This is a genomic window from Neisseria sp. HMSC061B04, assembly GCF_001836705.1.
Lineage (GTDB): Bacteria > Pseudomonadota > Gammaproteobacteria > Burkholderiales > Neisseriaceae > Neisseria.
Genome location: NZ_KV830185.1, coordinates 1 through 21,894 on the forward strand (window position 1 = coordinate 1; position 21,894 = coordinate 21,894).

Here is a 21,894-nt window from a genome sequence, read left to right on the forward strand (position 1 = left end):
CCAATATCGTGCGATGCGGTGATGAACTTTGTGCCAAGACAGGTAAAAGCGTAGAAAATGGCTATCGAGTTATTCAGAATAGATAGCTAAGAAACCAAAGGCCGTCTGAAAATCTGATTTTCAGACGGCCTTTTATATTGGGAGCGTTTATATCAAAGATGGGATATAAACCGAATCAGCGACGGCGGCCAAAGCCCCGACCCATGCTTGGGCGGCGGTAGTTGGAAGGCTGACGCGTAGTTTCGCGGTATCGTTGTTGCTGCTGGGCATTTTGTTGCTGGGCACGCAGGGTGCGTGTATTCAGCTGTTGGCTGGTGCGTCCGTTTGGACGTGCGCTTTGATAATAGTTGGCACGGGCTTGACGGGCAATCGGGCTGTTTTGATTGCGCGCTTGTGTGAATTTATTGGCCAATGCGTTGCCGATAAATGCACCGGCTGCCGTACCCACCAAGCTTTGCAGCAGCCAGCTGCCAGTGGATTGGTCGTAGATGTATTGTTGGCCGTCTGTACCGGTTACCGGTTGGCCGTTGTTGCCGTTGGCTTGTGCCTCGGCAGGAATGGTGTCTTTCACGGCTTCTGGCGTGAGCTGGTAAACCGTATTGTCTTCTTGTTGGCCTGTTTGTTGTGCCAACTGTTGTTGCAATGCTTCGATTTGTTTTTGTTGCTGCTCAAGTTGCGCTTGGGTATTGTCTTTGCAGGCAGCAAGGGTGAAAGTGGAAAGGGCGGCTAAGGCAATCAGTTTTTTCATTGTTTTTCCTGAGAGAAGTTTGTCTTTGCCGAGATTTCGGCGGAGTGTGTTTGCCTAATATTAAACCATTTCCCTGTTTTTCAAGTGGTTTTACAAAATAATATTGGAAAGTTGCGCGGCAAATGCACGGCTGTTGGCGGCCAGGTTGCCCAGTGCAGGCATCTCGTGTTCGGTTTCGATAATCAGCAGGTTGGCAGGGCGGCGGGTGTGCAGGGACATTTGCATTTCAGCAGGAGAGAAGGGCATGTGATGGCGTTTGGCGAAGGCTTCGGCGCGTTTGTTGGCGGTTTTGAGCATGGGCAACAGGGTAATGTCCAAATGGAAACGGCGTACGCCCAAAACCAAAATACGCGCCGCGAAGAAATCCGCTTCATCGGTAAAAACACTGGGGCTGCTTTGATTGAAATCGTGACGTTCTGCGGCAATCAAAGTCGCGATGGTGCGCACTTGCGGAATTAAGGCTTCGCTGATGAGGTTGTCGGGCGTATCAGGCAAAGTGAGCGTGTTGGGCATGCTGTGGTGGCTGTTGCTATCAACGACCATGCGGCAGGTGTGTAACATTTGAGTTTGGCTGTGGATTTTGGTTGAAGCGGTCATGGCTGTATTCCTTATTTCTTAAAAATGGGTGGATTTAAGCGGCCATGGTGGGTATAAAAAAAGCCGCTCAATTGAGGCGGCTCTGATTTGCGTATTTTCAATTTGGTCTGTTTCAGACAAGCGCAAAAAAGTACCGCACGTTTGTGTGGTACCAATAGAAGAAAGTAGCAGAGCATTGCGCGGTTTGCATGATGAAAATACGTCTTTAATGTATAAAAGTATGGAACGTAGTTTAAAACAAGAAGGCCAGTAATTTCAATATCCAATCGATAAAACCCACCAATAAATCTACAAGTTGTTGTAATCCTTCCAATTTATTTTCTTTCGAGTGAGTCAAATTTGCACAATTATAATGCAAGACAAGATAAATTGATAACAATCCGAGCAAGTTCCTTAAAAAGGCCGTCTGAAATCCAGCTTTCAGACGGCCTTTATTTTGGCTTATCCAATCAATAAACGTCGCGTTGGTAGCGTTTGTCTTCGCGCAGGTCGTTGAGGTAGTCCTCGGCTTCGTCGCGGCTGAGTTTGCCTTGGGTTTCGATGACTTCGATCAGGGCGTTTTCGACATCGCGTGCCATGCGTGCGGCGTCGCCGCAGACGTAGATATGTGCGCCTTGTTGCAGCCAGTTCCAAACTTCGGCCGCGCGTTCGGTGATTTTGTGTTGGACATAGACTTTGTGTTCGCCTTGTCGGCTCCATGCGAGGTCGGCGCGGGTGAGGAGGCTGTCTTTGCGCCAATCGCTCCATTCGAGTTGGTAGAGGAAGTCGTCGGCCAGGCGTTGGTTGCCGAAGAAGAGCCAGTTTTTGCCGCTGTCGCCATTGGCGGCGCGTTGTTGCATGAAGGAGCGGAAGGGGGCGACGCCTGTGCCTGCGCCGATCATGATGATGGGTGTATCGCCGTTTTGCGGCAGGCGGAAGTTGGGGTTGGGTTCGACAAAGACGCGGACTTCGCTGCCTTCTTCGAGGCGTTCGCCCAAGTAGCCGGATGCTGCGCCGGTGTAGGTGTGGTCGTGGTGGTCGAAACGGACGACGCCGATGGTGAGGTGGACTTCTTCGCCGACTTCGTCTTGTGCGGAGGCGATGGAATAGAGACGCGGGGTTTGTGGGCGGAAGAGGCTGTATAGGGTTTGTGCGTCCAGTGGGTGCGGATAGGCTGCGAATACGCCGACGGGCGGTGTGACGGCGAGGTAGGCGTCCAGTTGGGCTTTATCTGCGGCTATGGTTTTGAGTTCTTCGTTATTTGTTAATTCGGCGTATTGTTGGACGAATGCCGGTGTGTTTTGGGTAATATCTGCGGATTCGGTCAGGGCGGTGCGGATGCCGGTTTCGCGGCCGTCTGAAAGTTGGACGGTTTCGCTGCCGGTCAGTTGGTTGAGGTCGAGGATTTCTTGAACGAGGTCGGCGGCATTCAGCGGCCATACGCCGAGTGCGTCGCCTGCCTGATAATGCAAACCTGAGCCGCTGAGGTCGATTTCGATGTGTTCGACGTCTTTTTCTGCGGTGCGTGAGGTGATTTTTTGGCGCACGGAGAGGGTGGCTGTGTAGGGGTTTTCTTTGGTGTATGCGGTGCCGCTGCTTGGGGTGGCCGGGCTGTGTGCTGCGGTATTTGCACTAGGGCTTGCTGCTTGGGCGGTCAATTCGGCTACTTTGGGTACGATGGCGGCTACCCATGCGTCGGCATTTGCTTGGAACTCTAAGTCGCAAATGCCCAAGTCGTTCAGACGGCCTGCGCCCAGTTCGGCAAATTTGGCATCAAAGTCTTTGCCTGCTTGGCAGAAGTTGGGATAGGATGAGTCGCCAAGCCCTAAGACGGCAAAGGTGAGTTTGCTGAGGTCGGGTTTCTTTTTGCCGTAGATGAATTTGTACAGGGGTAGGGCTTCTTCGGGCGGTTCGCCTTCGCCTTGGGTGGAGGTAACCAAAAGGACGATGTCTTCGTCAGGCAGGGTTTTGCTTTTGAAATCGCCTGCGCTGCTGAGGCGGGCTTCTACGCCGGCGGCTTGAAGTTTGGCGTGTAAGGATTCGGCAACGCTGCGTGCGTTGCCGGTTTGGGAGGCGGAAAGGACTAACACGCGGCGGCTGACTGTCGGGGCGGCTGCTTGCAGGATGGTCGGTTCGGCCGCTGTGCCGGATACGCCTTGGCTTTGCGCCCAGCAATAGCCGGAGAGCCAGGCAAGTTGGGTGGGGGATAGGGCGGAGAGTTGGGCGGAGAGTTCGGTAGGCAGTGGATTGGCTTGGCTCATTTTGTTTCCTTTGTTGGGACGGCTATAGCCGATTGTTTGAATAATGAACAGTTGCTACTTTAAACAGGCCGTCTGAAAAAAGGAAAGAATGCTTGGTTTTAATTTAAGATGATTTCGTTATATTCGGAATATAAGAAGGCCGTCTTGGTTTCAGACGGCCTTTGCGGTTTTTTAATGGCTGGAAAGTTTCATGACGATTACGCCTGAAATAATTAAGAATGCGCCGAGCCAGCGGCCGAAGTTGGCGGCATCGTTGAAAAAGGCTACGCCCACTAAAAATGCGCCTGCCGCGCCTATGCCTGTCCAAACGGCGTAGGCTGTACCCATCGGAATACTTTTTTGGGCAAGGTAAAGAAGGTATCCGCTACCGGCGATACAGGCAAGTGCGGCGGCAAAGCCATGCCAGCGGTAGCCTTCCTGTTGTGCCAGCTTCAAGCCCAATGGCCAGCCGATTTCCAGCATGCCGGCTAAGATTAAATAAAACCAACTCATAATATGTCCTGATAGTGTGTTAAGGTTTCAGACGGCCTTGGAAAGATTATTTTCTTCCGAGAGTTCAACGCGTTGTCCAATATCTTTTAGATTGGAGTATTGTTCGACCAAGCGCGGTACGTCGTCCAAGCTCATTGCAAACATCCATAAGTAAGTGCTGACGGAATAGATATGGCCGGCGCTGCCGTAGCCTTTAAGCGTCATGTGTATAAAGGCGAAGCCGAACAATACGCTCATTGCCATGCCGATACTGAGATAGCCTAAGGCTTCGCGGTTGGAAATCAGTACGCGTAGTTTGGCAACCCAGCCGTAGTGGCGGTAGAGCTGATGCTCGTTGCCGTCGCGGATAAGGTGGTTGTCGCGTTCAAGCCGGTTGTTTAAACGGAAATATAGGTTTTCGCTGATGGCGGCAAAACGCGGTAGCAACCATAAAAACAGGGCAAGTATCGCGACAGCCAATACGCCCACCCAAAATTCCAATATCAGCAACATCATACATGCACCGAAGATGGAGACCAGCGAAGTAGCAGCGATGGGCAGGTGTTCTTCAAAGAAACTGACAAACTCACGCGATAGGGCGACGCGTGCAGTAATGGCGGAATGCGGTACTTCTCGCTTGCGCTGTTCCAAAACGACAGGGACGGCTATCTCAGTATAGATCTGGGTAAATGTGCGCGTATCGGCTATCCTGCGGGCGGCTCCGATTATCCACATCAATAAAACCACCACACCATACAACATTGCCTGCCAGACTTTGCCTTCCATAACGGCATTAATTGCCCAGCCTCCAAACACGGGGTATACCAGCAAGAGCAGGTTATCCAAGCCGACGAGAGAGAAGGTTGTGATGAGTTTGCGGCGGTGTGTTTGACCGATGTGTTTCAACATTTTCCACATGGTTGCCCTCCTTATTTAGTATTGAGGGTTTGCGCCATTAATTCGGCCAACGCGTCCAAATCGGCAAACAGTCGGGCTGCACGTTTTTCACCGAAGGTGGTAAAAATTCGTTTGCTGAATTCCTGCATGTTTTGCACCAATGGTGCGGCGGATTCTTTGCCTTGCTCGGTCAGCGACAATAAGCGTTCGCGTTTGTCTTGTTCGCTTTCGTGAAATGTCAGCAAGCCTTGTTCCGCCAGCGTTTTGCATGTGCCGGAAACGGTTTGCTTGGGCAGGCTCCATTCTTCGCCTATGTATTTTTGAGTGCGGCTGCCTTCGGTGGCTAAGGTGTAGAGAACGGCTAAGGTGTTGTAGTTGGTGTTTTGCTGTTTAATCCATTGGTCAAATGCGCTGTCTATGTGGCTGATGCGCATACCGAGTTGGTCGAGCTGATTCATAAATTGGTCTCAATATTGACTAATTGGATGCAGATTATAGTCATGCTTAGGACTAATTGCAAATAGAAGGCCGTCTGAAACAATCATTTTCAGACGGCCTTGAAACCGTTAAAATAATTAATGTAGAAACGATATATTCAAACTACGATAGACCTAATAACATCTTCGACACATACGCCATGATTCATTTCTTATCTCAAAACATCTCCTCTAAACAAGCCACTGCCATCGGGTTGCTTGCCGTTGCTTTGTGGAGCTTTGTCATTTCTCTGATACGCTCTTTGAGCCTGCATATGGGGGCAGTGGGCGGCGCGGCAATGATGTACACCCTGTCTACCGTATTGATTTGGCTGATTTTCGGCCGGCCGCATTTGCGCAATTACAACCGCAGCTATCTGTTTTGGGCGAGTGTGTTTTTTGTCGGCTGCGAACTGTGTTTGTCGCTCTCGGTCGGTTTTGCGCAAAACGCGAGACAGGCGGTGGAAATCGGTATGGTCAATTATTTATGGCCGACGTTTACCATCGTCGGGGCGGTATATTTCAACAAACAGCCGTCAAAATGGTGGATAGTCATCGGCTTTGTGCTGTCGTTTTTAGGGATTGCCACTGTACTGGGCGGCGATGTCGGCTTGTCGATTTCCGGCATTTACCACAATGTCCGCACCAATCCCGGCGGCTACATCATGGCATTTGCGGACGCAGTGTTTTGGGCGGCATATTGTACGCTGACGGCGCGCGTAAAGGCGGAAGGCAGCAGCGTCGGCTTCTTCTTTGCACTGGTGTCGATACTGTTGTGGATAGAGTATTTTCTCAGCGGCGCGGATACGTTGAATTTTGACTCCGTATCACTCGGCTATGCCGTTGCCGCCGCGTCTTGTATGGGCTTGGGCTATGCAGTGTGGAATATCGGTATTTCGCGCGGTAATCTGACCGTATTGGCAGGCGCATCTTATTTCATTCCGGGATTGTCTGCGGTAGTGTCTTCGTTTTTGATTAGCGCGCCTTTGTCCATGACATTTTGGCAGGGTGCGGGAATGGTGTGTTTAGGATCGATTGTGTGTTGGTTGGCGACCCGGAGAAAACAGATGGCGTGAGGCAATATCCCATAGCTTCGCGATATAACGAAAACAGCTTTTTTAACAACCAAACATTCTTTCCCATTTTCAGACGGCCTGTTTAAAGTAGCAGTCAGTTTGAGAAATCACGAGAAATGGGAAAGAATCATGACCGCAGCTTCCGCTCCACTTTTACGCTTCATTACCGCCGGCAGTGTCGATGACGGCAAATCCACCCTCATCGGCCGCCTGCTCTACGACAGCAAAACCTTACTGACCGACCAGATTGACAAGCTTAACCGTGCTGCCGAAAACGGCGAAACGCCCGACTTTGCCAGCCTGACAGACGGCCTTGCCGCCGAGCGCGAACAAGGCATTACCATTGACGTGGCCTACCGTTATTTCGCCACGCCCAAACGCAAATTCATCATTGCCGACACGCCGGGACACGAGCAATACACGCGAAATATGGTTACTGGCGCATCGACTGCCGATGCCGCCATTATTTTGGTCGATGCCACACGCGTCGATTTTTCAGGCAGCGAACCTGTCCTCCTACCCCAAACCAAACGCCACAGCGCGATTCTGAAACTTTTGGGCTGCCCCAACATCATCGTCGCCGTCAACAAACTCGACCTGCTCGACTTTGACGAAGCCAAATATCAAGCCATTACCGAAGCCTACCGCAAACTGGCGGAGCAAATCGGCCTCCAAGCCCAAATCCACTTCCTGCCCATCAGCGCCTTAAAAGGCGACAACATCGTCAATGCCAGCAGCCAAACCCCGTGGTATCAAGGTTTGCCGCTTCTGCCTTTGCTCGAAAGCCTGCCCGTCAACCGTCAAAACGCCGCCGATCAAGCCGCGCATTTTCCCGTACAACGCGTGGCGCGCCAAGACGGCAGCAGCAGCGACGACTTCCGCGGCTATCAAGGCAGATTGGAAGCAGGCCGTCTGAAAGTGGGCGATGAAGTCAAAGTTCTGCCCAGCGGCCATGTTGCCAAAGTTGCCGAAATCTACAATGCCAACGGTAAAACCGAATCTGCCGAAGCAGGGGAAGTGTTGACCGTTGTTTTGGATACGGACATCGATATTTCACGCGGCAACAGCATTGTTTCAGCCGACAGCGCCATTGTTCCCGAGCAACAATTCCAAGCCGCGCTTTGCTGGTTTGACGATATTCCGCTCAATCTGCGCCGCAAATATTTGCTGAAACACACGACCCAAACCACGCCCGTAAAAATCAGCGAAATTGCCTACGTTTGGGACGTCAATACCCTCAGCCGGGTCGAATCCGCCGAAACGCTCAAGCTCAACGACATCGGCAGCGTCAGCCTCAAAACCCAGCAGCCGCTCGCCGCTGCCGCATACGAAGACAACCATGCACAAGGCGCGTTTATTTTGATTGACGAAGCCACCAACCATACTGTCGCGGCAGGCATGATACGCAAAGTCAGCGAAACAAACAGTTTTGAAATTTAAAAGAAAAGTTGCAATAAAAAAGGCCGTCTGAAGTTTCAGACGGCCTGTTATTTTATCCAAGGCGAAATGCTTATGCGCCGTAAACCGGATATTTATTGCACAAAGCAGTCACTTGTTCGCGGACTTTGGCGAGGTTGGCTTCGTCTTCGGGGTTGGCCAATACGTCGGCAACCAAGTTCGCCAATACGCGCGCGTCGGCTTCGTTAAAGCCGCGTGTAGTCATGGCGGCGGAGCCGATGCGGATGCCGGAGGTAACGAACGGTTTTTCCGGATCATTCGGGATGGCGTTTTTGTTGACGGTAATGTGTGCTTTGCCCAAAGCGGCCTCGGCGGCTTTGCCGGTGATTTTCATCGGTTGCAGGTCAACGAGGAAAACGTGGCTTTCGGTGCGGCCGGAAACGATGCGCAAACCGCGTTTGACCAACTCTTCCGCCATTGCTGCGGCATTGATTTTCACTTGTTTTGCGTATTGTTTGAACTCGGGTTGCAACGCTTCTTTAAACGCTACGGCTTTGGCAGCGATAACGTGCATCAACGGGCCGCCTTGCAGGCTTGGGAAGATGGCGGAATTCAACGCTTTTTCGTGGGTATTGTCACGGCACAAAATCACACCGCCGCGAGGGCCGCGCAGGGTTTTGTGGGTAGTGGTGGTGACGAAGTCGCAGAATGGTACGGGGTTGGGATATTCGCCGCCGGCAATCAGGCCGGCATAGTGCGCCATGTCGACAAAGAGGTAGGCACCGACTTTATCGGCGATTTCGCGGAATTTTGCCCAATCGATTTGCAGCGCGTAGGCAGATGCACCGGCCACAATCATTTTAGGTTTGTGTTCAAGCGCCAAGCGTTCGACTTCGGCATAATCGAGAACTTCGTTTTCATCCAAACCATAAGTAATGGCGTTGTAGAGTTTGCCGGAAATATTGACGCTGGCACCGTGGGTCAAGTGGCCGCCATGTGCCAGAGACATGCCCAAAATGGTGTCGCCCGGTTTCAAAACAGAAGCATATACGGCTTGGTTGGCTTGCGAGCCGGAGTGTGGTTGGACGTTGACATATTCTGCGCCAAACAACTCTTTAGCGCGGTCAATCGCCAATTGTTCGACAATATCAACGTATTCGCAGCCGCCGTAGTAGCGTTTGCCCGGATAGCCTTCGGCGTATTTGTTGGTCAATTGCGAACCTTGGGCTTCCATTACGGCGCAGCTGACGTAGTTTTCTGAAGCAATCAGCTCGACATGGTCTTGCTGGCGTTGGTCTTCTTGGGCGATGGCGGCTGCCAGATCGGGGTCATATTGTGCGAGGGTAACGCTTTTTGAAAACATGTTCTCGGTTCCTTTGTGTTGGGCTGAAAATAAGGGATGGAGTACTGCGGATTGGTTCAAGATGAACTATTTTTCTCACATTGTCAACAATTTCGTCAGGCGTTTGGTTTCAGACGGCCTGGATCTGAAGGATTCATTTGAAAATATCGTCTTGTTTTAAATGAAAATCCATTTTTTCCAAAAGCGCGGCCAAATCGGCTTCGGCTTGGGCGGCTTGAAGATTTTTTGCCAGCTCGGCCATGGCCGCCGCATTTAAACGCTCTTTCTCCAGTCGTAGGGCTTCTTCGCTGAAGATTTTGATATTGTCTGCCGATTCGGCATCTATTTTTTCAAATGGATAAAACGATTCTTCGTGCACGGCCAAGCCGTCGGGCAGGGGCGCGGCATGGTTGAAATCGGCATCATTGACCGGCATCCATGAAGGATGGTTTTCAAGCAGGATAAATTGTCCGTCCATGCCGTTGATATGACGGAATAGGGTGGTTCGGCCATTGTGTAAACGCATAAGCCCGATTGTATGCCCAAGTCGGCAAACCGTCTATAAACCCGTTTCTTTCCATTGGGACGATGGCTGATGGTGATATTGTTAATTTTGACATAAAACAGTTTCGGCTTAAAAAAGACTGGATAAAACGCCCGTGTTTGTTATAATGAAGCTAAAGATTAATTCGTCCTAGTTTTTGGCAGCAGTACTTTTTTTATTTAATTAACAAGAGAGGAAAACAAAATGTTTCCAGAATATCGCGATCTGATTTCTAAACTGAAACAAGAGGATGCACACTTTGCCCGTTTGTTTGAGGAGCACAACGAGCTGGACGATAAAATTACCGGTTTGGTTAACAATGTGGTAACCAGCGGCGCCGAAGAAATTGAGGAGCTGAAAAAAGCCAAACTCAAACTCAAAGACGAATTGTATGCCCTTTTGCAAAAAGCAGCAGGCAAATAATTAAAATTTGAATAAGGCCGTCTGAACGGTATGATGGAAATCTCAGATTCCCTTTCATGCCGGTTCAGACGGCCTTTTTAATTATTAGGCATTTGGTTATTTTTATTGGCTTAATTTAACGAATAATTGTAAATCACTCTTAATTGCATTGAAAACTCTGTTAAGTTTATTTAAAATCCTGAATAATTTTTATTTTGATTTTAATAAACAAAGTTAAAGAGAAACGATGCAATGAAAACATTCACACTCGCCATTTTGCCTTTGGCATTAATCAGCGCATTCTCTCACGCTGCTGAAGAGAAAGCTGCCGAACAGGCTGAAGTCGATACCGTTTACGTTACTGCCGAGAAGCAACTGCAACAGTCGCTGGGCGTATCGCGTATTTCAAAAGACGACATCGACAAGCGTCCGGCTGTCAACGATATTTCCGAATTTGTCCGCACCATGCCGGGCGTCAACCTGACCGGCAATACAGCGACGGGTCAGCGTGGCAACAAACGCCAAATCGACTTGCGCGGTATGGGCCCTGAAAACACATTGATTCTGATTGACGGCAAGCCTGTAAACTCGCGCCAGTCCGAGCGTATCAGTATGCGCGGTGAACGCAATACGCGCGGCGATAGCAACTGGGTACCGGTTGAAGAAATCGAATCCATCACCGTTTTACGCGGTCCGGCGGCAACGCGTTACGGCTCCGGCGCGATGGGCGGCGTGGTCAATATTGTTACCAAAAAAGTGTCTAAAGAATTTAAAGGCCAGGTCAATCTTTACGCCAATCAGCCGCAAGACAGCAAAGAAGGCGCAACCCGCCGTATCGGCTTCAATTTGAGCGGTCCGATTATTCAAGATACTTTGGGCTTCCGCATTTACGGCAACCTGAATAAAACGGATGCTGATGCTGCCGATATTAATGCCGGACACGGTAATGACAGCGCGGCCGGTGTCGAAGGCGTACGCAATAAAGACATCGCAGGCCGTCTGCAATGGAAAATCAGCCCTGCGCAAACGCTGATTTTGGACAGCAGTTACAGCCGTCAGGGCAATATCTACAACGGCGATACGCAAAACAGCAATCCGCGTTCCACTTTGGTTAATTCTCTGGCCGACAGTAAAGCCGAAACCGCCCGCTTATACCGTTCCGCTTATTCTTTAACGCATGACGGTGCATGGGAATGGGGCGATACCAAAAACGTGATCAGTTATGAGCGTACAGTCAATAGCCACTTGCCTGAATATTTGACCGGCGGTCCGGAAGGCAGCTATACAGGCTTGGATTTTGTTCAAAGCCGTCTGAAAAACCTGCGCTTCAGCAGCGAAGCAAATATTCCTTTTAAACTTGGTGTCGATAATGTATTGACGGTCGGTGCGGAATTTACCGACAGCAAATTGGACGATCCTGCCTCCAATAGTCAGGGATTTAAAGACCAAGGTAAAACTGATGTGTTTGATGGTATTTCAGCAGTACGCGGCGGTAAGGCATCGCAACGCAACTGGGCAGCTTACGTTGAAGACAATATTTCGTTGACCGACAAAACCCATCTGATTCCGGCCATCCGTTTCGACCACAACAGTGACAGCGGCAGCAACTGGAGTCCGGCTTTGAACTTCTCGCATCAAATCGGCGAAAACTGGTTGGTCAAAGGCGGTATTGCCCGTGCGTATAAAGCGCCAAATCTGTATCAAACCAATCCTGACTTTATCCTGTACACGCGCGGTCAAGGTTGTCCGATTGATGCGCCGGGCAGTGTCCGTTGCTACTACATGGGTAATAATAATTTGAAACCCGAAACTAGTATCAATAAAGAGATTGGCCTTGAGTTCAATAAAAACGGCTGGCAGGCTTCTGCGACTTATTTCCACAACGCGTACCGCAACAAAATCGTGATTGGTGAAAATATCATTGCCACCAGCAATATCGGCAACTGGCTTTTGCAATGGGAAAATACGCCGAAAGCGACTATTTCGGGTATCGAAGGCAACTTGGTGATTCCGTTGCATGACACACTCAAGTGGAGCAACAATTTCACTTACATGCACAAATCTGAAGATTATCAAGGCAATCCATTGTCTCTAGTACCGAAGCATACCCTTAACAGCACGCTGTCTTGGACACCAAACGAACGTTTTGATGCCAACCTGACCTTTACCCACTACGGTCGTACCAAACCGCGTGGCGTGGCGATCAATAAACTGGAGCAAAACGGTAATCTGCGTGCAGGGGTTACTCCTTTGACTTCTGAACATAACCAAACGCAAGTCGGCTCTTACGGCATTTGGGGTATCAATGCCGGCTACAACTGGAACAAACGCGTGGCCGTCCGTGGCGGTGTCAGCAACCTGTTCAATAAAAAACTGTACCGCACAACTGCCGGCGCACAAACATACAACGAACATGGCCGTGCCTTCTACGGCAGTTTGAAAGTATCGTTTTAAGCAGTAGCGTATTAAACAAGGCCGTCTGAAACGTTGTGAAATGAAATCTAGGATTTCTGACACAGGGTTTCAGACGGCCTTTTTATTTGGATTTCTAGTGGTCTTTGTCATTACGGAATTTACTTATCTTTTAGAAAAAAATAAAAGGGCGGTATTCGCCGCCCTGAAAATCCAAACCGCTTATTCAACCCAAGTTACCATTTCTTCAATCGGTTTGCGTGCTTTTTTGGTAATTTCTTTGGCGCGATAGCCGAATGTTGCCGCTACGGATACGCCCCATTCGTTGGCATCAAACAGGCCTTCTGCCGCCAATACTTCATTCATTTTGTCGTAGTTGAAGCCTTCAATTGGGCAGGAATCGATGCCGATGGCGGCTGCGCCTGTGAGCATATTGGCCAAAGCGATATAGGTTTGCTTGCTACTCCAGTCAAAGAGCGCGCGTTGGTTGTCGGCAATTTTTATGTCAGTTTCCTGAAAACTTTTATATTTTGCCAACGCTTTTTCCAGCTGCTCGCCTTGCAAGCCCCTGCGTTCGGCAACGCTGCGGAAGAACGGGGTATCGTAACGGGCATTTTTCTTGGCAAGGATAATCACCAGATGGCTGCAGTCGTCCAGTTGGAATTGCATCCCCCAGCTGAAAGGCTTGATTTTCTCACGCAGGGCTTTGTTTTGAATCACCAAGAATTTCCATGGCTCGGAGCCGACAGAGCTGGGCGAGAGGCGGGCAAATTCTAAAATCGCTGCAAAATCTTCTTGGCTGATTTTTTTGTCGGGATCGTAATAACGGGTGGAGCAGCGATTTTCGAATACTTGCAGCATTTGTTCGCGTGTAATTTTACTCATTGGTTTTTCCTAATAAATGAAGATGTTATTTTGACCGTTTTGCCGATATCCGGTTTGCGTGAATTGGAGGAGAAAACAGGATAGGGCAGCACCATGTTAAATCAAACCCTGCGGTTAGGCTATCTTTTAATTTTGAATTTCGCAGAAAAAATCGATTAAGTATCAATATGAATATGAAAAGGCCGTCTGAAATTTTAAAAGTGAAGTTTCAGACGGCCTTTGATTTCAAATCCTGATTACAGATGCGGATTCATCAGGTTTTCTGGTGAGAGGATGCGGTTGAGCTCTTCTTCGCTCAACAGGCCGCGCTCCAGTACGACTTCGCGTACGCCTTTGCCGGTTTGGGCGCAGATTTTGCCGACCAAATCGCCGTTGTGGTGGCCGATGTACGGATTCAGGTAAGTGACCAAACCGATGGAGTTGAAAACGTAGCGTTCGCAGATTTCGCGGTTGACCGTAATGCCTTTGACGCATTTTTCGGACAGGTTGACCGCGGCGTTGCCCAAGAGGGAAATAGTTTCAAACATACATTGGGCGATGACCGGCTCCATGACGTTCAGCTGCAACTGACCTGCTTCGGCCGCGAAAGTGATGGTGGTGTCGTTGCCGATGACTTTGAAGCACACTTGGTTGACGACTTCAGGAATTACCGGATTGACTTTGGCCGGCATGATGGAAGAACCGGCCTGCAATTCAGGCAGATTGATTTCTTTCAAACCGGCGCGCGGGCCGGAAGAGAGCAGGCGCAAGTCGTTACAGATTTTGGACAGTTTGACGGCTGTGCGTTTCAATGCGCCGTGTACCATCACATATGCGCCGCAGTCGGAGGTCGCTTCGATCAGGTTTTCAGTCAGTTTGCAAGGCAGGCCGCTGACTTCGGAGAGTTTCTCAACGACTAAAGCCGCATAGCCTTTGGGTGTATTCACGCCCGTACCGATGGCGGTAGCGCCGAGGTTGACTTCAAGCAGCAGGGAGCGGGTGCGGTCGAGGTTGAGGATTTCTTCTTCCAGCAATACTTGGAAAGATTGGAATTCTTGGCCGGCAGTCATCGGCACGGCATCTTGAAGTTGGGTGCGACCCATTTTCAAAACGTCTTTAAACTCTTCGGCTTTGGCGGCAAAGGCGTTTTTCAGGATAGCCAGTTTGTCGAGCAATTCGCCGATGCTGTAATACACGGCAAGGCGGAAGCCGGTAGGATAGGCGTCGTTGGTGGATTGGCTGGCATTGACATGATCCATCGGATTGACGATGTCGTAGCGGCCTTTTTCGTATCCCAACACTTCCAGCGCAAGGTTGGCAATGACTTCGTTGGTGTTCATGTTGACCGAAGTACCGGCGCCGCCTTGATAAACGTCGGACGGGAATTGGTCGAGGCACCGGCCTTTGACCAATACTTCGTCGCAGGCTTTTTCGATGGCGGCCGCAATTTCCGGCTTGATGGCACCTAATGCGCCGTTGGCTTGCGCGGTGGCTTTTTTAACCATCACCATGCTGCGGACAAATTGCGGTACGTCGGAAATTTTTTGCGTGGAAATTTTAAAGTTTTCAATGGCGCGCAGCGTGTGGATACCCCAATAAACATCGGCGGGGATTTCGCGGTCGCCCAATAAATCGTGTTCGATTCGTACAGTCATTTCTCTTACCTTCTCGTATAGTTGTGTTGGTGTGCGTTATGCGTTTGGAACATTAGCCCAGTTCGGCAAGATTGTCCAGTCGGTAAGGCTTAATCGTCAGGGTGAAAACGTGCCGCTTCGCGTTCTTTCGCGGCCGTCTCTTTATCTTTCAATTTCGCACCCAGTCCCAACATTTTTTCATATTCGGATTGCGGCGTGCCATCCTCTTCCATGCCGAATGCGCTGGCATTGACCCAAAGGGAAAGCAGGGAAACGATGAAGGCGAAAAAACCAACGATATACCAAAACATTTTTTTCTTCCTTGTGTGTCTGCGTGTGCAGATTGTTGTGGTTTGTAAAGATATGAATGTAGCACAAACACGGCAAGGTTTAAATTCCCTTACTTCGTCCTTTCATTCATTTACCTGTTATTGTTTAGAAAAGAAAAGGCCGTCTGAAAAGTAAGACTTTTCAGACGGCCTTGGGACTATATCGGGAAGATTAGCCGCCGCATGCGCCGCAGCAACCGCCTTCGCCATGGCCGCCGCGTTTTTCTTCGTTGTTGACAACGGGCAGCTCGGTTTCTTCGGTTTGCTCTTTTTTATCTTCAGGCAAATCGTTTACTTTGATTTTGTTTTCTTCAGCCATGATATATCCTTTCAATGGATTAGGGAGTGGAAAGATTCATAAAGATAGCATCTTTAGAGCGATAAACCAAGTAGTGCAAAACGGTCTTATAATAATGCCATGACTTGGAACAATAAATTTGTTTGCAAAAGCGTTAAGGCCGTCTGAAAAAAGCCAAAGAAGAGTATTGGTTTTATGGTTTTAAATGGCAGCAGAAAGATTTAAGAATGCTTGATTTGAAGAGATAAACTGACATGGATTTCAAAAAACAATACAATGTTATCATCATCTGGACACCGCCAATTTATCGGAGCATATATGTATTCACACCACAGCGAACGCCATTTCAGCGACCGCAACAATTGGCTTCGGGCAAGCGTATTGGGGGCCAATGACGGGCTGATTTCCACTGCCTCGCTATTGACGGGCGTAGCCGCAGCCACGCCCGATTTCCAAACCCTGCTGTTGACCGGTGTTTCGGCGCTGATCGGGGGAGCGGTATCGATGGCGGCGGGGGAGTACGTTTCTGTGTCCAGCCAATCGGATACGGAAAAAGCCGATTTGCACAAAGAACGCCACGAATTGGCAAACAATCCTGACGCAGAGTTGGAAGAACTGACTGAAATTTACCGCCGCCGCGGTTTGTCCGGCGCACTTGCCGCCGAAGTCGCGCAAGCCTTGATGGAACACGATGCACTCGCCGCCCACGCGCGCGACGAAATCGGCATTACCGAAACCTCGGCAGCCCGTCCCATGCAGGCCGCGCTGGCTTCTGCCGCTTCATTTTGTGCCGGCGCGATTTTGCCTTTACTGGTCGCGTTGACAGCTTCTAGCGCCATTGTTCCGGCCTTGGCAGTCTCCACTTTGTTCGGCCTGGCATTACTGGGTTATGTATCCGCCAAACTGGGCGGTGCGCCTGTTGTTCCTGCGGTTATACGCGTGTGTCTGTGGGGCGTGGCGGCTTTGGCGATAACCGGGTTTATTGGGAAATTGGCCGGCGTGGCGGTTTAAATGTAAGGCCTTGTATTCTTTTAAACCTGTATCCAGTAAAATTGAAAATTGATTTGATCGCTAAAGGCCGTCTGAAAAATTTTCAGACGGCCTGCGGTGCTTGTATTGACTTATTGCACACTGTTTTGTCATGACCTATCCGATTCCCAAACCCCGTGAAAAATCCCGTTGGCTCAATCTTTCGCAAGGCTCGCTGCCCTTGGCTTTGGCGCGTTATCTGCCGCATAAGCGGCTCAAAGTCGTGCTGACCCAAGATGCGGAACAGGCGTTGCGCCTTCAGACGGCATGGCTGTTTTTCCGTCCGCACGATACGGCGGTGTTCCTGCCGGACTGGGAAACGCTGCCTTACGAGCGTTTTTCGCCGCATCAGGATTTGGTGTCGGAGCGGCTGTCGGCGTTGTGGCAGATTAAGAGTGGCGCGGCGGACGTGTTGTTCGTACCGGTTGCCACGGCGATGCAGAAGCTGCCGCCCGTGCCGTTTTTGGCGGGGCGCACGTTTTGGCTGAAAACCGGGCAGACTTTGGATATAGGCCGTCTGAAAACCGATTTGGTGGATGCGGGCTACAACCATGTTTCCCATGTTGTGGCGGCGGGCGAGTTTGCCGTGCGCGGCGGCATTGTCGATTTGTTCCCGATGGGCAGCGAAATGCCGTACCGCATCGATTTGTTCGACGATGAAATCGACAGCATCAAAACCTTTGACACCGAAACGCAGCGCACCATCTCCCCCGTTTCCGAAATCCGCCTGTTGCCGGCGCACGAGTTCCCCACCGACAGCGAGGCGCAAAAGATTTTCCGCAGCCGCTTCCGCGAGGAAGTCGATGGCAATCCGAACGATGCCGCTGTGTACAAAGCCGTCAGCAACGGACACTTCGGCGCGGGCGTGGAATATTATCTGCCGCTGTTTTTTGAAAATGAGCTGGACACGCTGTTTGACTATATCGGCGAAGATGCGCTGTTTGTCTCTTTGGGCGATGTTCACGCCGAAGCAAACCGTTTTTGGAGCGACGTCAAATCGCGTTACGCCATGGCGCAGGGCGATGAAACCTATCCGCCTTTGCTTCCACAGCATTTGTATCTCTCTGCTGATGTATTCGCAGGCCGTCTGAAAAACTACGGACAGGTGCTGCCCGATGTTTCCGGCAAGGAACACACCTTGCCCGATCTTGCCGTGAACCGCCAATCCGACGAGCCGTTGCAGGCATTGAAGGATTTTCAGACGGCCTTTAACGGACGGATTTTGCTGTGCGCCGAAAGTTTGGGACGACGCGAAACCATGCTCGGTTTCTTGCAGCAAAACGGCTTGAAAGCCAAAAGCGTGTCCGACTGGCAGGGCTTTTTATCGGCGCATGAGCCGCTGATGATTACAGTGGCGCCGTTGGCTTACGGGTTTAAATTAGAAGATCAAAACATCGCGGTTATTACCGAATCCGATCTTTATCAATATGTTGCCCGCTCGCGCAAACATCATCGTAAGAAACACGCCGCCGTTTCAGACGGCCTGTTACGCGACCTTGCCGAAATCAACATCGGCGACCCTGTCGTTCACGAAGAACACGGCATCGGCCGATATATGGGCTTGGTCACAATGGACTTGGGTGAGGAAACCAACGAAATGATGTTGCTCGAATACGCGGGCGAAGCGCAGCTTTATGTGCCTGTTTCGCAACTGCATTTAATCAGTCGTTACTCCGGTCAGGCGCATGAAAACGTTACCTTGCACAAGCTCGGCAGCGGCGCGTGGAACAAGGCGAAACGCAAGGCTGCCGAAAAAGCACGCGATACCGCCGCCGAATTGCTCAACCTCTACGCCCAACGCGCCGCCCAGTCAGGCCACAAGTTTGAAATCAACGAGATGGACTATCAGGCGTTTGCCGATGGCTTCGGCTACGAGGAAACCGAAGACCAGGCCGCCGCCATCGCCGCTGTGATTAAGGATTTGACGCAGGCGAAGCCGATGGACCGCCTTGTGTGCGGCGATGTCGGTTTCGGCAAAACCGAAGTCGCCCTGCGCGCCGCGTTTGTGGCGGTGATGGGCGGCAAACAGGTCGCCGTACTCGCCCCGACCACGCTTTTGGTTGAGCAGCACGCGCAAAATTTCGCCGACCGCTTCGCCGATTTCCCCGTTAAAGTCGCCAGCCTTTCGCGTTTTAACAACAGCAAAGCCACCAAAGCCGCGCTCGAAGGCATGGCGGACGGCACGGTCGATATCGTTATCGGTACACACAAACTGGTGCAGGACGACATCAAATTCAAAAACTTAGGTTTAGTTATCATCGATGAAGAACACCGCTTCGGCGTGCGCCAGAAAGAGCAACTCAAACGCCTGCGCGCCAATGTCGATGTCCTCACCATGACCGCCACGCCGATTCCGCGTACCCTCAGCATGGCGCTCGAAGGTCTGCGTGATTTCTCGCTGATTACCACCGCACCCAGCCGCCGCCTCGCCGTCAAAACCTTTGTCAAACCGTTCAGCGAAGGCAGCGTGCGCGAAGCCGTGTTGCGCGAACTCAAACGCGGCGGGCAGGTATTTTTCCTGCACAATGAAGTGGATACCATCGAAAATATGCGCGAGCGGCTGGAAACCCTGCTGCCTGAAGCCCGCATCGGCGTGGCGCACGGACAACTGCGCGAGCGCGAACTGGAACAAGTCATGCGCGACTTTTTGCAGCAACGATTCAACGTGTTGCTCTGTTCCACCATCATCGAAACCGGCATCGACATCCCCAACGCCAACACCATCATCATCAACCGCGCCGACAAATTCGGGCTGGCTCAGCTTCACCAACTTCGCGGGCGCGTCGGCCGCAGCTACCACCAAGCCTACGCCTACCTGCTCACGCCCGAATACATCACCAAAGACGCAGAAAAACGCCTCGACGCCATCGCAGCGGCAGACGAACTCGGCGCAGGTTTCACCCTCGCCATGCAGGATTTGGAAATCCGCGGCGCAGGCGAAATCCTCGGCGAAGGGCAGTCCGGCGAAATGATACAGGTCGGCTTCACGCTCTACACCGAAATGCTCAAACAAGCCGTGCGCGACCTCAAAAAAGGCCGCCAGCCCGATCTTGACGCGCCATTGGGCATTACCACCGAAATCAAACTGCACAGCCCCGCCCTGCTGCCTGAAAGCTACTGCCCCGACATCCACGAACGGCTCGTCCTCTACAAACGCCTCGCCGTCTGCGAAACCGTTCAGCAAATCAACGCCATACACGAAGAACTCGTCGACCGCTTCGGCCTGCCCGAACAACCCGTCAAAACCCTCATCGAAAGCCACCACCTGCGACTTGCGGCAAAAGAATTGGGTATAGACACCATTGATGCGACCAGCGAAGCGGTAACGGTAACCTTTGGCAAAAACAACAATGTTGATCCAACCGAAATCATCCTGCTGATTCAGAACGACAAAAAATACCGACTTGCCGGCGCGGATAAGCTGCGATTTACCGCAGAGATGGAAAATATCGAAGTGCGGATTAATACGGTGAAGAACGTATTGAAGACTTTGAAAGAAAGGGTGATGGTTAAGGATTAAGAAAAGGCCGTATGAAAAGGTGCAAGCTGCTTTTTAAGGCGTTTAAATAGCAAAAAAGTAGTCTGCACTAGGCTATATTATTAATTATTTTATTATAATTTATGTATATGGGGCGTAACATGGATAATTTGCTACTGAATTTATTATTTTCTTTTTTATTATTCTTTATATCAAATTGGTTTGGTAAGAGATCAATAAAATTTGGATATCACCAATTGTCATTTGACAGTAGTGAAGAACAACCTATATTTAATATATTAAATCGATCTTTTACTCCTGTTGTTTTCATATTAGTAGTATCAGTTTTTTTAGATAAAATAAATCTTTTTTATTTAACAAAAAATATTTATATAACAACAATATTTTATTTCTTAATCAGATTTATTTTTATCTTAATCATAGGCAGATTAAAAATTACAAACTGGGTAAAATATATTCTAACAGCTTTTATTTCTATATTTATCTCATACATTGTTTATAAAAATTTTATTGAAAAAAGATACTTCCCTTTGCCAACGGAACAAGAAATTACAACAGCATTGTGGTTTGCGATTATTGGTTATATATATAAAGTTATTAAAGATATTTCAATATCATCTTTAGATAATAATAGGAAATTAAATTATGTAAAGCATAAGCACGATCGTTTTTCTCATAAATATGGTTCTATTATTGAAGAAGCAATTGGGACTGATATAGATAATAGCATTATTGAAAAACAAAAAGCATTAATATATTCGATTTTAATTTATGAAGACTTTAATAGACATATATTATGTAGGTTTATGGAAAGATTACTTTTTGGGACTGGTAGAATTAAAACATCTGGCATTATGCAGGTAACTTCAGACGTATATTTATCTAATCAAGACAGCGTAAAAAAAGGGGCATGTATCTTAATTGAAAAATATAACGAAGTGTACAAAGATAAATATAATGATACTCAAGATAAAAATCACAGCCTATATGCAGCCAGAAGAGAGAGTATTAAACATTATAATTCTGATATATCATATATTAATGAGGTTGAGTCGATTTATAATTTATTAGAAGTTATATATCCGAAATCTTCAGATATATATGAATGTGATGGTGAGTAATTAGTAAGTCATATAATGTAAATTAATTACTTCAGTAGCGTCAAACAAAGAATGCGGTAGCATGCATAAAACCTTTCGGTAGCGTGTGTACGGTACGCACGCATGTGGATTTTAAGTGAAAATACAGAAACAGTATGAAATAAAGGCCGTCTGAAAATACTGAAACTGTCAGTTTTGAAAATCAAACCTAAGGTTACTAAATCGATCAGGGAATTATTATGAAAATGAGGGCAATGATACTGGGTATTGCAGGCTTGATATTATCCGGCTGCTTTTTCTCTAATGAAGAAATTAAGTTGGAAGATATTTGGAATTTCAAAGTTGCTGTCAATGAAGCTAAGGGGAATAGGCAGGTGCATTTGACAGGCTTATTAGGCAATAGTGCAATGGGTATTTCAGATATCAAAACAACTAGCCGCAACGATGAGCTGAATGTTACTTTATTTCAAAAATTAGCAGGTTCGGAATACTCAGGAACATTAGATAAGGGGCTGACGTAGATTAGCCCTAAATTCCA

20 protein-coding genes are annotated in these 21,894 nt (G+C 49.3%); 8 read left to right on the forward strand and 12 right to left on the reverse strand.

From position 1 onward, the window contains the following. Positions 1-175: 175 nt before the first annotated feature. From HMPREF2661_RS04330 to HMPREF2661_RS04355, 6 genes are all read right to left on the reverse strand, one after another. Positions 176-748, reverse strand: a complete 573-nt coding sequence (locus tag HMPREF2661_RS04330; protein WP_049322329.1) for a hypothetical protein — start codon at positions 746-748, stop codon at positions 176-178. Positions 749-838: 90 nt separating this feature from the next. Then, positions 839-1,345 (reverse strand): hypothetical protein, encoded by a 507-nt coding sequence (locus HMPREF2661_RS04335; RefSeq protein WP_049322330.1) that lies wholly within the window; start codon positions 1,343-1,345, stop codon positions 839-841. A gap of 449 nt (positions 1,346-1,794) precedes the next feature. Beyond that, positions 1,795-3,585: an assimilatory sulfite reductase (NADPH) flavoprotein subunit gene (locus tag HMPREF2661_RS04340; protein ID WP_070822469.1), complete on the reverse strand. Its 1,791-nt coding sequence runs from the start codon at positions 3,583-3,585 to the stop codon at positions 1,795-1,797. A gap of 171 nt (positions 3,586-3,756) precedes the next feature. Continuing rightward, positions 3,757-4,077, reverse strand: coding sequence for a DMT family transporter (locus HMPREF2661_RS04345; RefSeq protein ID WP_049322332.1), 321 nt, complete (start codon positions 4,075-4,077; stop codon positions 3,757-3,759). A 27-nt stretch (positions 4,078-4,104) separates the two neighbouring features. Continuing rightward, positions 4,105-4,974 carry an ABC transporter six-transmembrane domain-containing protein gene (locus HMPREF2661_RS04350; RefSeq protein WP_036491476.1) on the reverse strand — a complete coding sequence of 290 codons (870 nt, stop codon included), beginning with the start codon at positions 4,972-4,974 and terminating at the stop codon, positions 4,105-4,107. Positions 4,975-4,985: 11 nt separating this feature from the next. Further along, on the reverse strand, positions 4,986-5,411 hold the full coding sequence (locus HMPREF2661_RS04355; RefSeq protein ID WP_070822471.1) for a MarR family winged helix-turn-helix transcriptional regulator: 426 nt from the start codon (positions 5,409-5,411) through the stop codon (positions 4,986-4,988). Between the two features lie 179 nt (positions 5,412-5,590). Between HMPREF2661_RS04355 and yddG the strand changes: the two genes are divergently transcribed. Together yddG and HMPREF2661_RS04365 are read left to right on the forward strand one after the other, a co-directional pair. Next, positions 5,591-6,505, forward strand: coding sequence for an aromatic amino acid DMT transporter YddG (gene yddG / locus HMPREF2661_RS04360; RefSeq protein WP_070822473.1), 915 nt, complete (start codon positions 5,591-5,593; stop codon positions 6,503-6,505). A gap of 129 nt (positions 6,506-6,634) precedes the next feature. Further along, positions 6,635-7,945: a sulfate adenylyltransferase subunit 1 gene (locus tag HMPREF2661_RS04365; protein ID WP_070822475.1), complete on the forward strand. Its 1,311-nt coding sequence runs from the start codon at positions 6,635-6,637 to the stop codon at positions 7,943-7,945. 70 nt (positions 7,946-8,015) lie between these two features. On the opposite strand, the gene glyA is transcribed toward HMPREF2661_RS04365, so the two are convergent. Next, positions 8,016-9,266, reverse strand: coding sequence for a serine hydroxymethyltransferase (gene glyA, locus HMPREF2661_RS04370; RefSeq protein ID WP_070764980.1), 1,251 nt, complete (start codon positions 9,264-9,266; stop codon positions 8,016-8,018). 133 nt (positions 9,267-9,399) lie between these two features. Then, positions 9,400-9,771: a hypothetical protein gene (locus HMPREF2661_RS04375; RefSeq protein ID WP_070764981.1), complete on the reverse strand. Its 372-nt coding sequence runs from the start codon at positions 9,769-9,771 to the stop codon at positions 9,400-9,402. Between the two features lie 222 nt (positions 9,772-9,993). Between HMPREF2661_RS04375 and HMPREF2661_RS04380 the strand changes: the two genes are divergently transcribed. Together HMPREF2661_RS04380 and HMPREF2661_RS04385 are read left to right on the forward strand one after the other, a co-directional pair. Beyond that, complete coding sequence (locus HMPREF2661_RS04380) at positions 9,994-10,212, forward strand: HP1242/YdcH family protein (protein ID WP_003746288.1); 219 nt, start codon at positions 9,994-9,996, stop codon at positions 10,210-10,212. 231 nt (positions 10,213-10,443) lie between these two features. Continuing rightward, entirely contained in the window at positions 10,444-12,645 is a 2,202-nt protein-coding gene (locus HMPREF2661_RS04385) for a FepA family TonB-dependent siderophore receptor (RefSeq protein ID WP_070822477.1), read from the forward strand. Between the two features lie 180 nt (positions 12,646-12,825). Here the strand turns inward: HMPREF2661_RS04385 and HMPREF2661_RS04390 are convergent, their stop codons facing one another. From HMPREF2661_RS04390 to HMPREF2661_RS11595, 4 genes are all read right to left on the reverse strand, one after another. Continuing rightward, complete coding sequence (locus HMPREF2661_RS04390) at positions 12,826-13,488, reverse strand: NAD(P)H-dependent oxidoreductase (protein WP_070822479.1); 663 nt, start codon at positions 13,486-13,488, stop codon at positions 12,826-12,828. A gap of 236 nt (positions 13,489-13,724) precedes the next feature. Next, positions 13,725-15,122: an aspartate ammonia-lyase gene (aspA, locus tag HMPREF2661_RS04395; RefSeq protein ID WP_036491490.1), complete on the reverse strand. Its 1,398-nt coding sequence runs from the start codon at positions 15,120-15,122 to the stop codon at positions 13,725-13,727. An 89-nt stretch (positions 15,123-15,211) separates the two neighbouring features. Further along, a complete protein-coding gene (locus HMPREF2661_RS04400; protein ID WP_003746297.1) occupies positions 15,212-15,412 on the reverse strand; it encodes a hypothetical protein in 201 nt (66 codons plus the stop codon). A 190-nt stretch (positions 15,413-15,602) separates the two neighbouring features. Next, positions 15,603-15,749, reverse strand: coding sequence for a hypothetical protein (locus HMPREF2661_RS11595; protein WP_049322342.1), 147 nt, complete (start codon positions 15,747-15,749; stop codon positions 15,603-15,605). A 297-nt stretch (positions 15,750-16,046) separates the two neighbouring features. Here HMPREF2661_RS11595 and HMPREF2661_RS04405 point away from each other — a divergent pair, with 297 nt between their 5' ends. From HMPREF2661_RS04405 to HMPREF2661_RS04420, 4 genes are all read left to right on the forward strand, one after another. Continuing rightward, positions 16,047-16,739 (forward strand): VIT1/CCC1 transporter family protein, encoded by a 693-nt coding sequence (locus HMPREF2661_RS04405; RefSeq protein ID WP_070822481.1) that lies wholly within the window; start codon positions 16,047-16,049, stop codon positions 16,737-16,739. A gap of 130 nt (positions 16,740-16,869) precedes the next feature. Continuing rightward, positions 16,870-20,277 carry a transcription-repair coupling factor gene (mfd, locus tag HMPREF2661_RS04410; protein ID WP_070822483.1) on the forward strand — a complete coding sequence of 1,136 codons (3,408 nt, stop codon included), beginning with the start codon at positions 16,870-16,872 and terminating at the stop codon, positions 20,275-20,277. Positions 20,278-20,396: 119 nt separating this feature from the next. Further along, positions 20,397-21,377, forward strand: coding sequence for a hypothetical protein (locus tag HMPREF2661_RS11775; protein WP_234398662.1), 981 nt, complete (start codon positions 20,397-20,399; stop codon positions 21,375-21,377). 218 nt (positions 21,378-21,595) lie between these two features. Next, positions 21,596-21,877, forward strand: coding sequence for a hypothetical protein (locus HMPREF2661_RS04420; protein ID WP_070822485.1), 282 nt, complete (start codon positions 21,596-21,598; stop codon positions 21,875-21,877). Positions 21,878-21,894 lie beyond the last annotated feature (17 nt).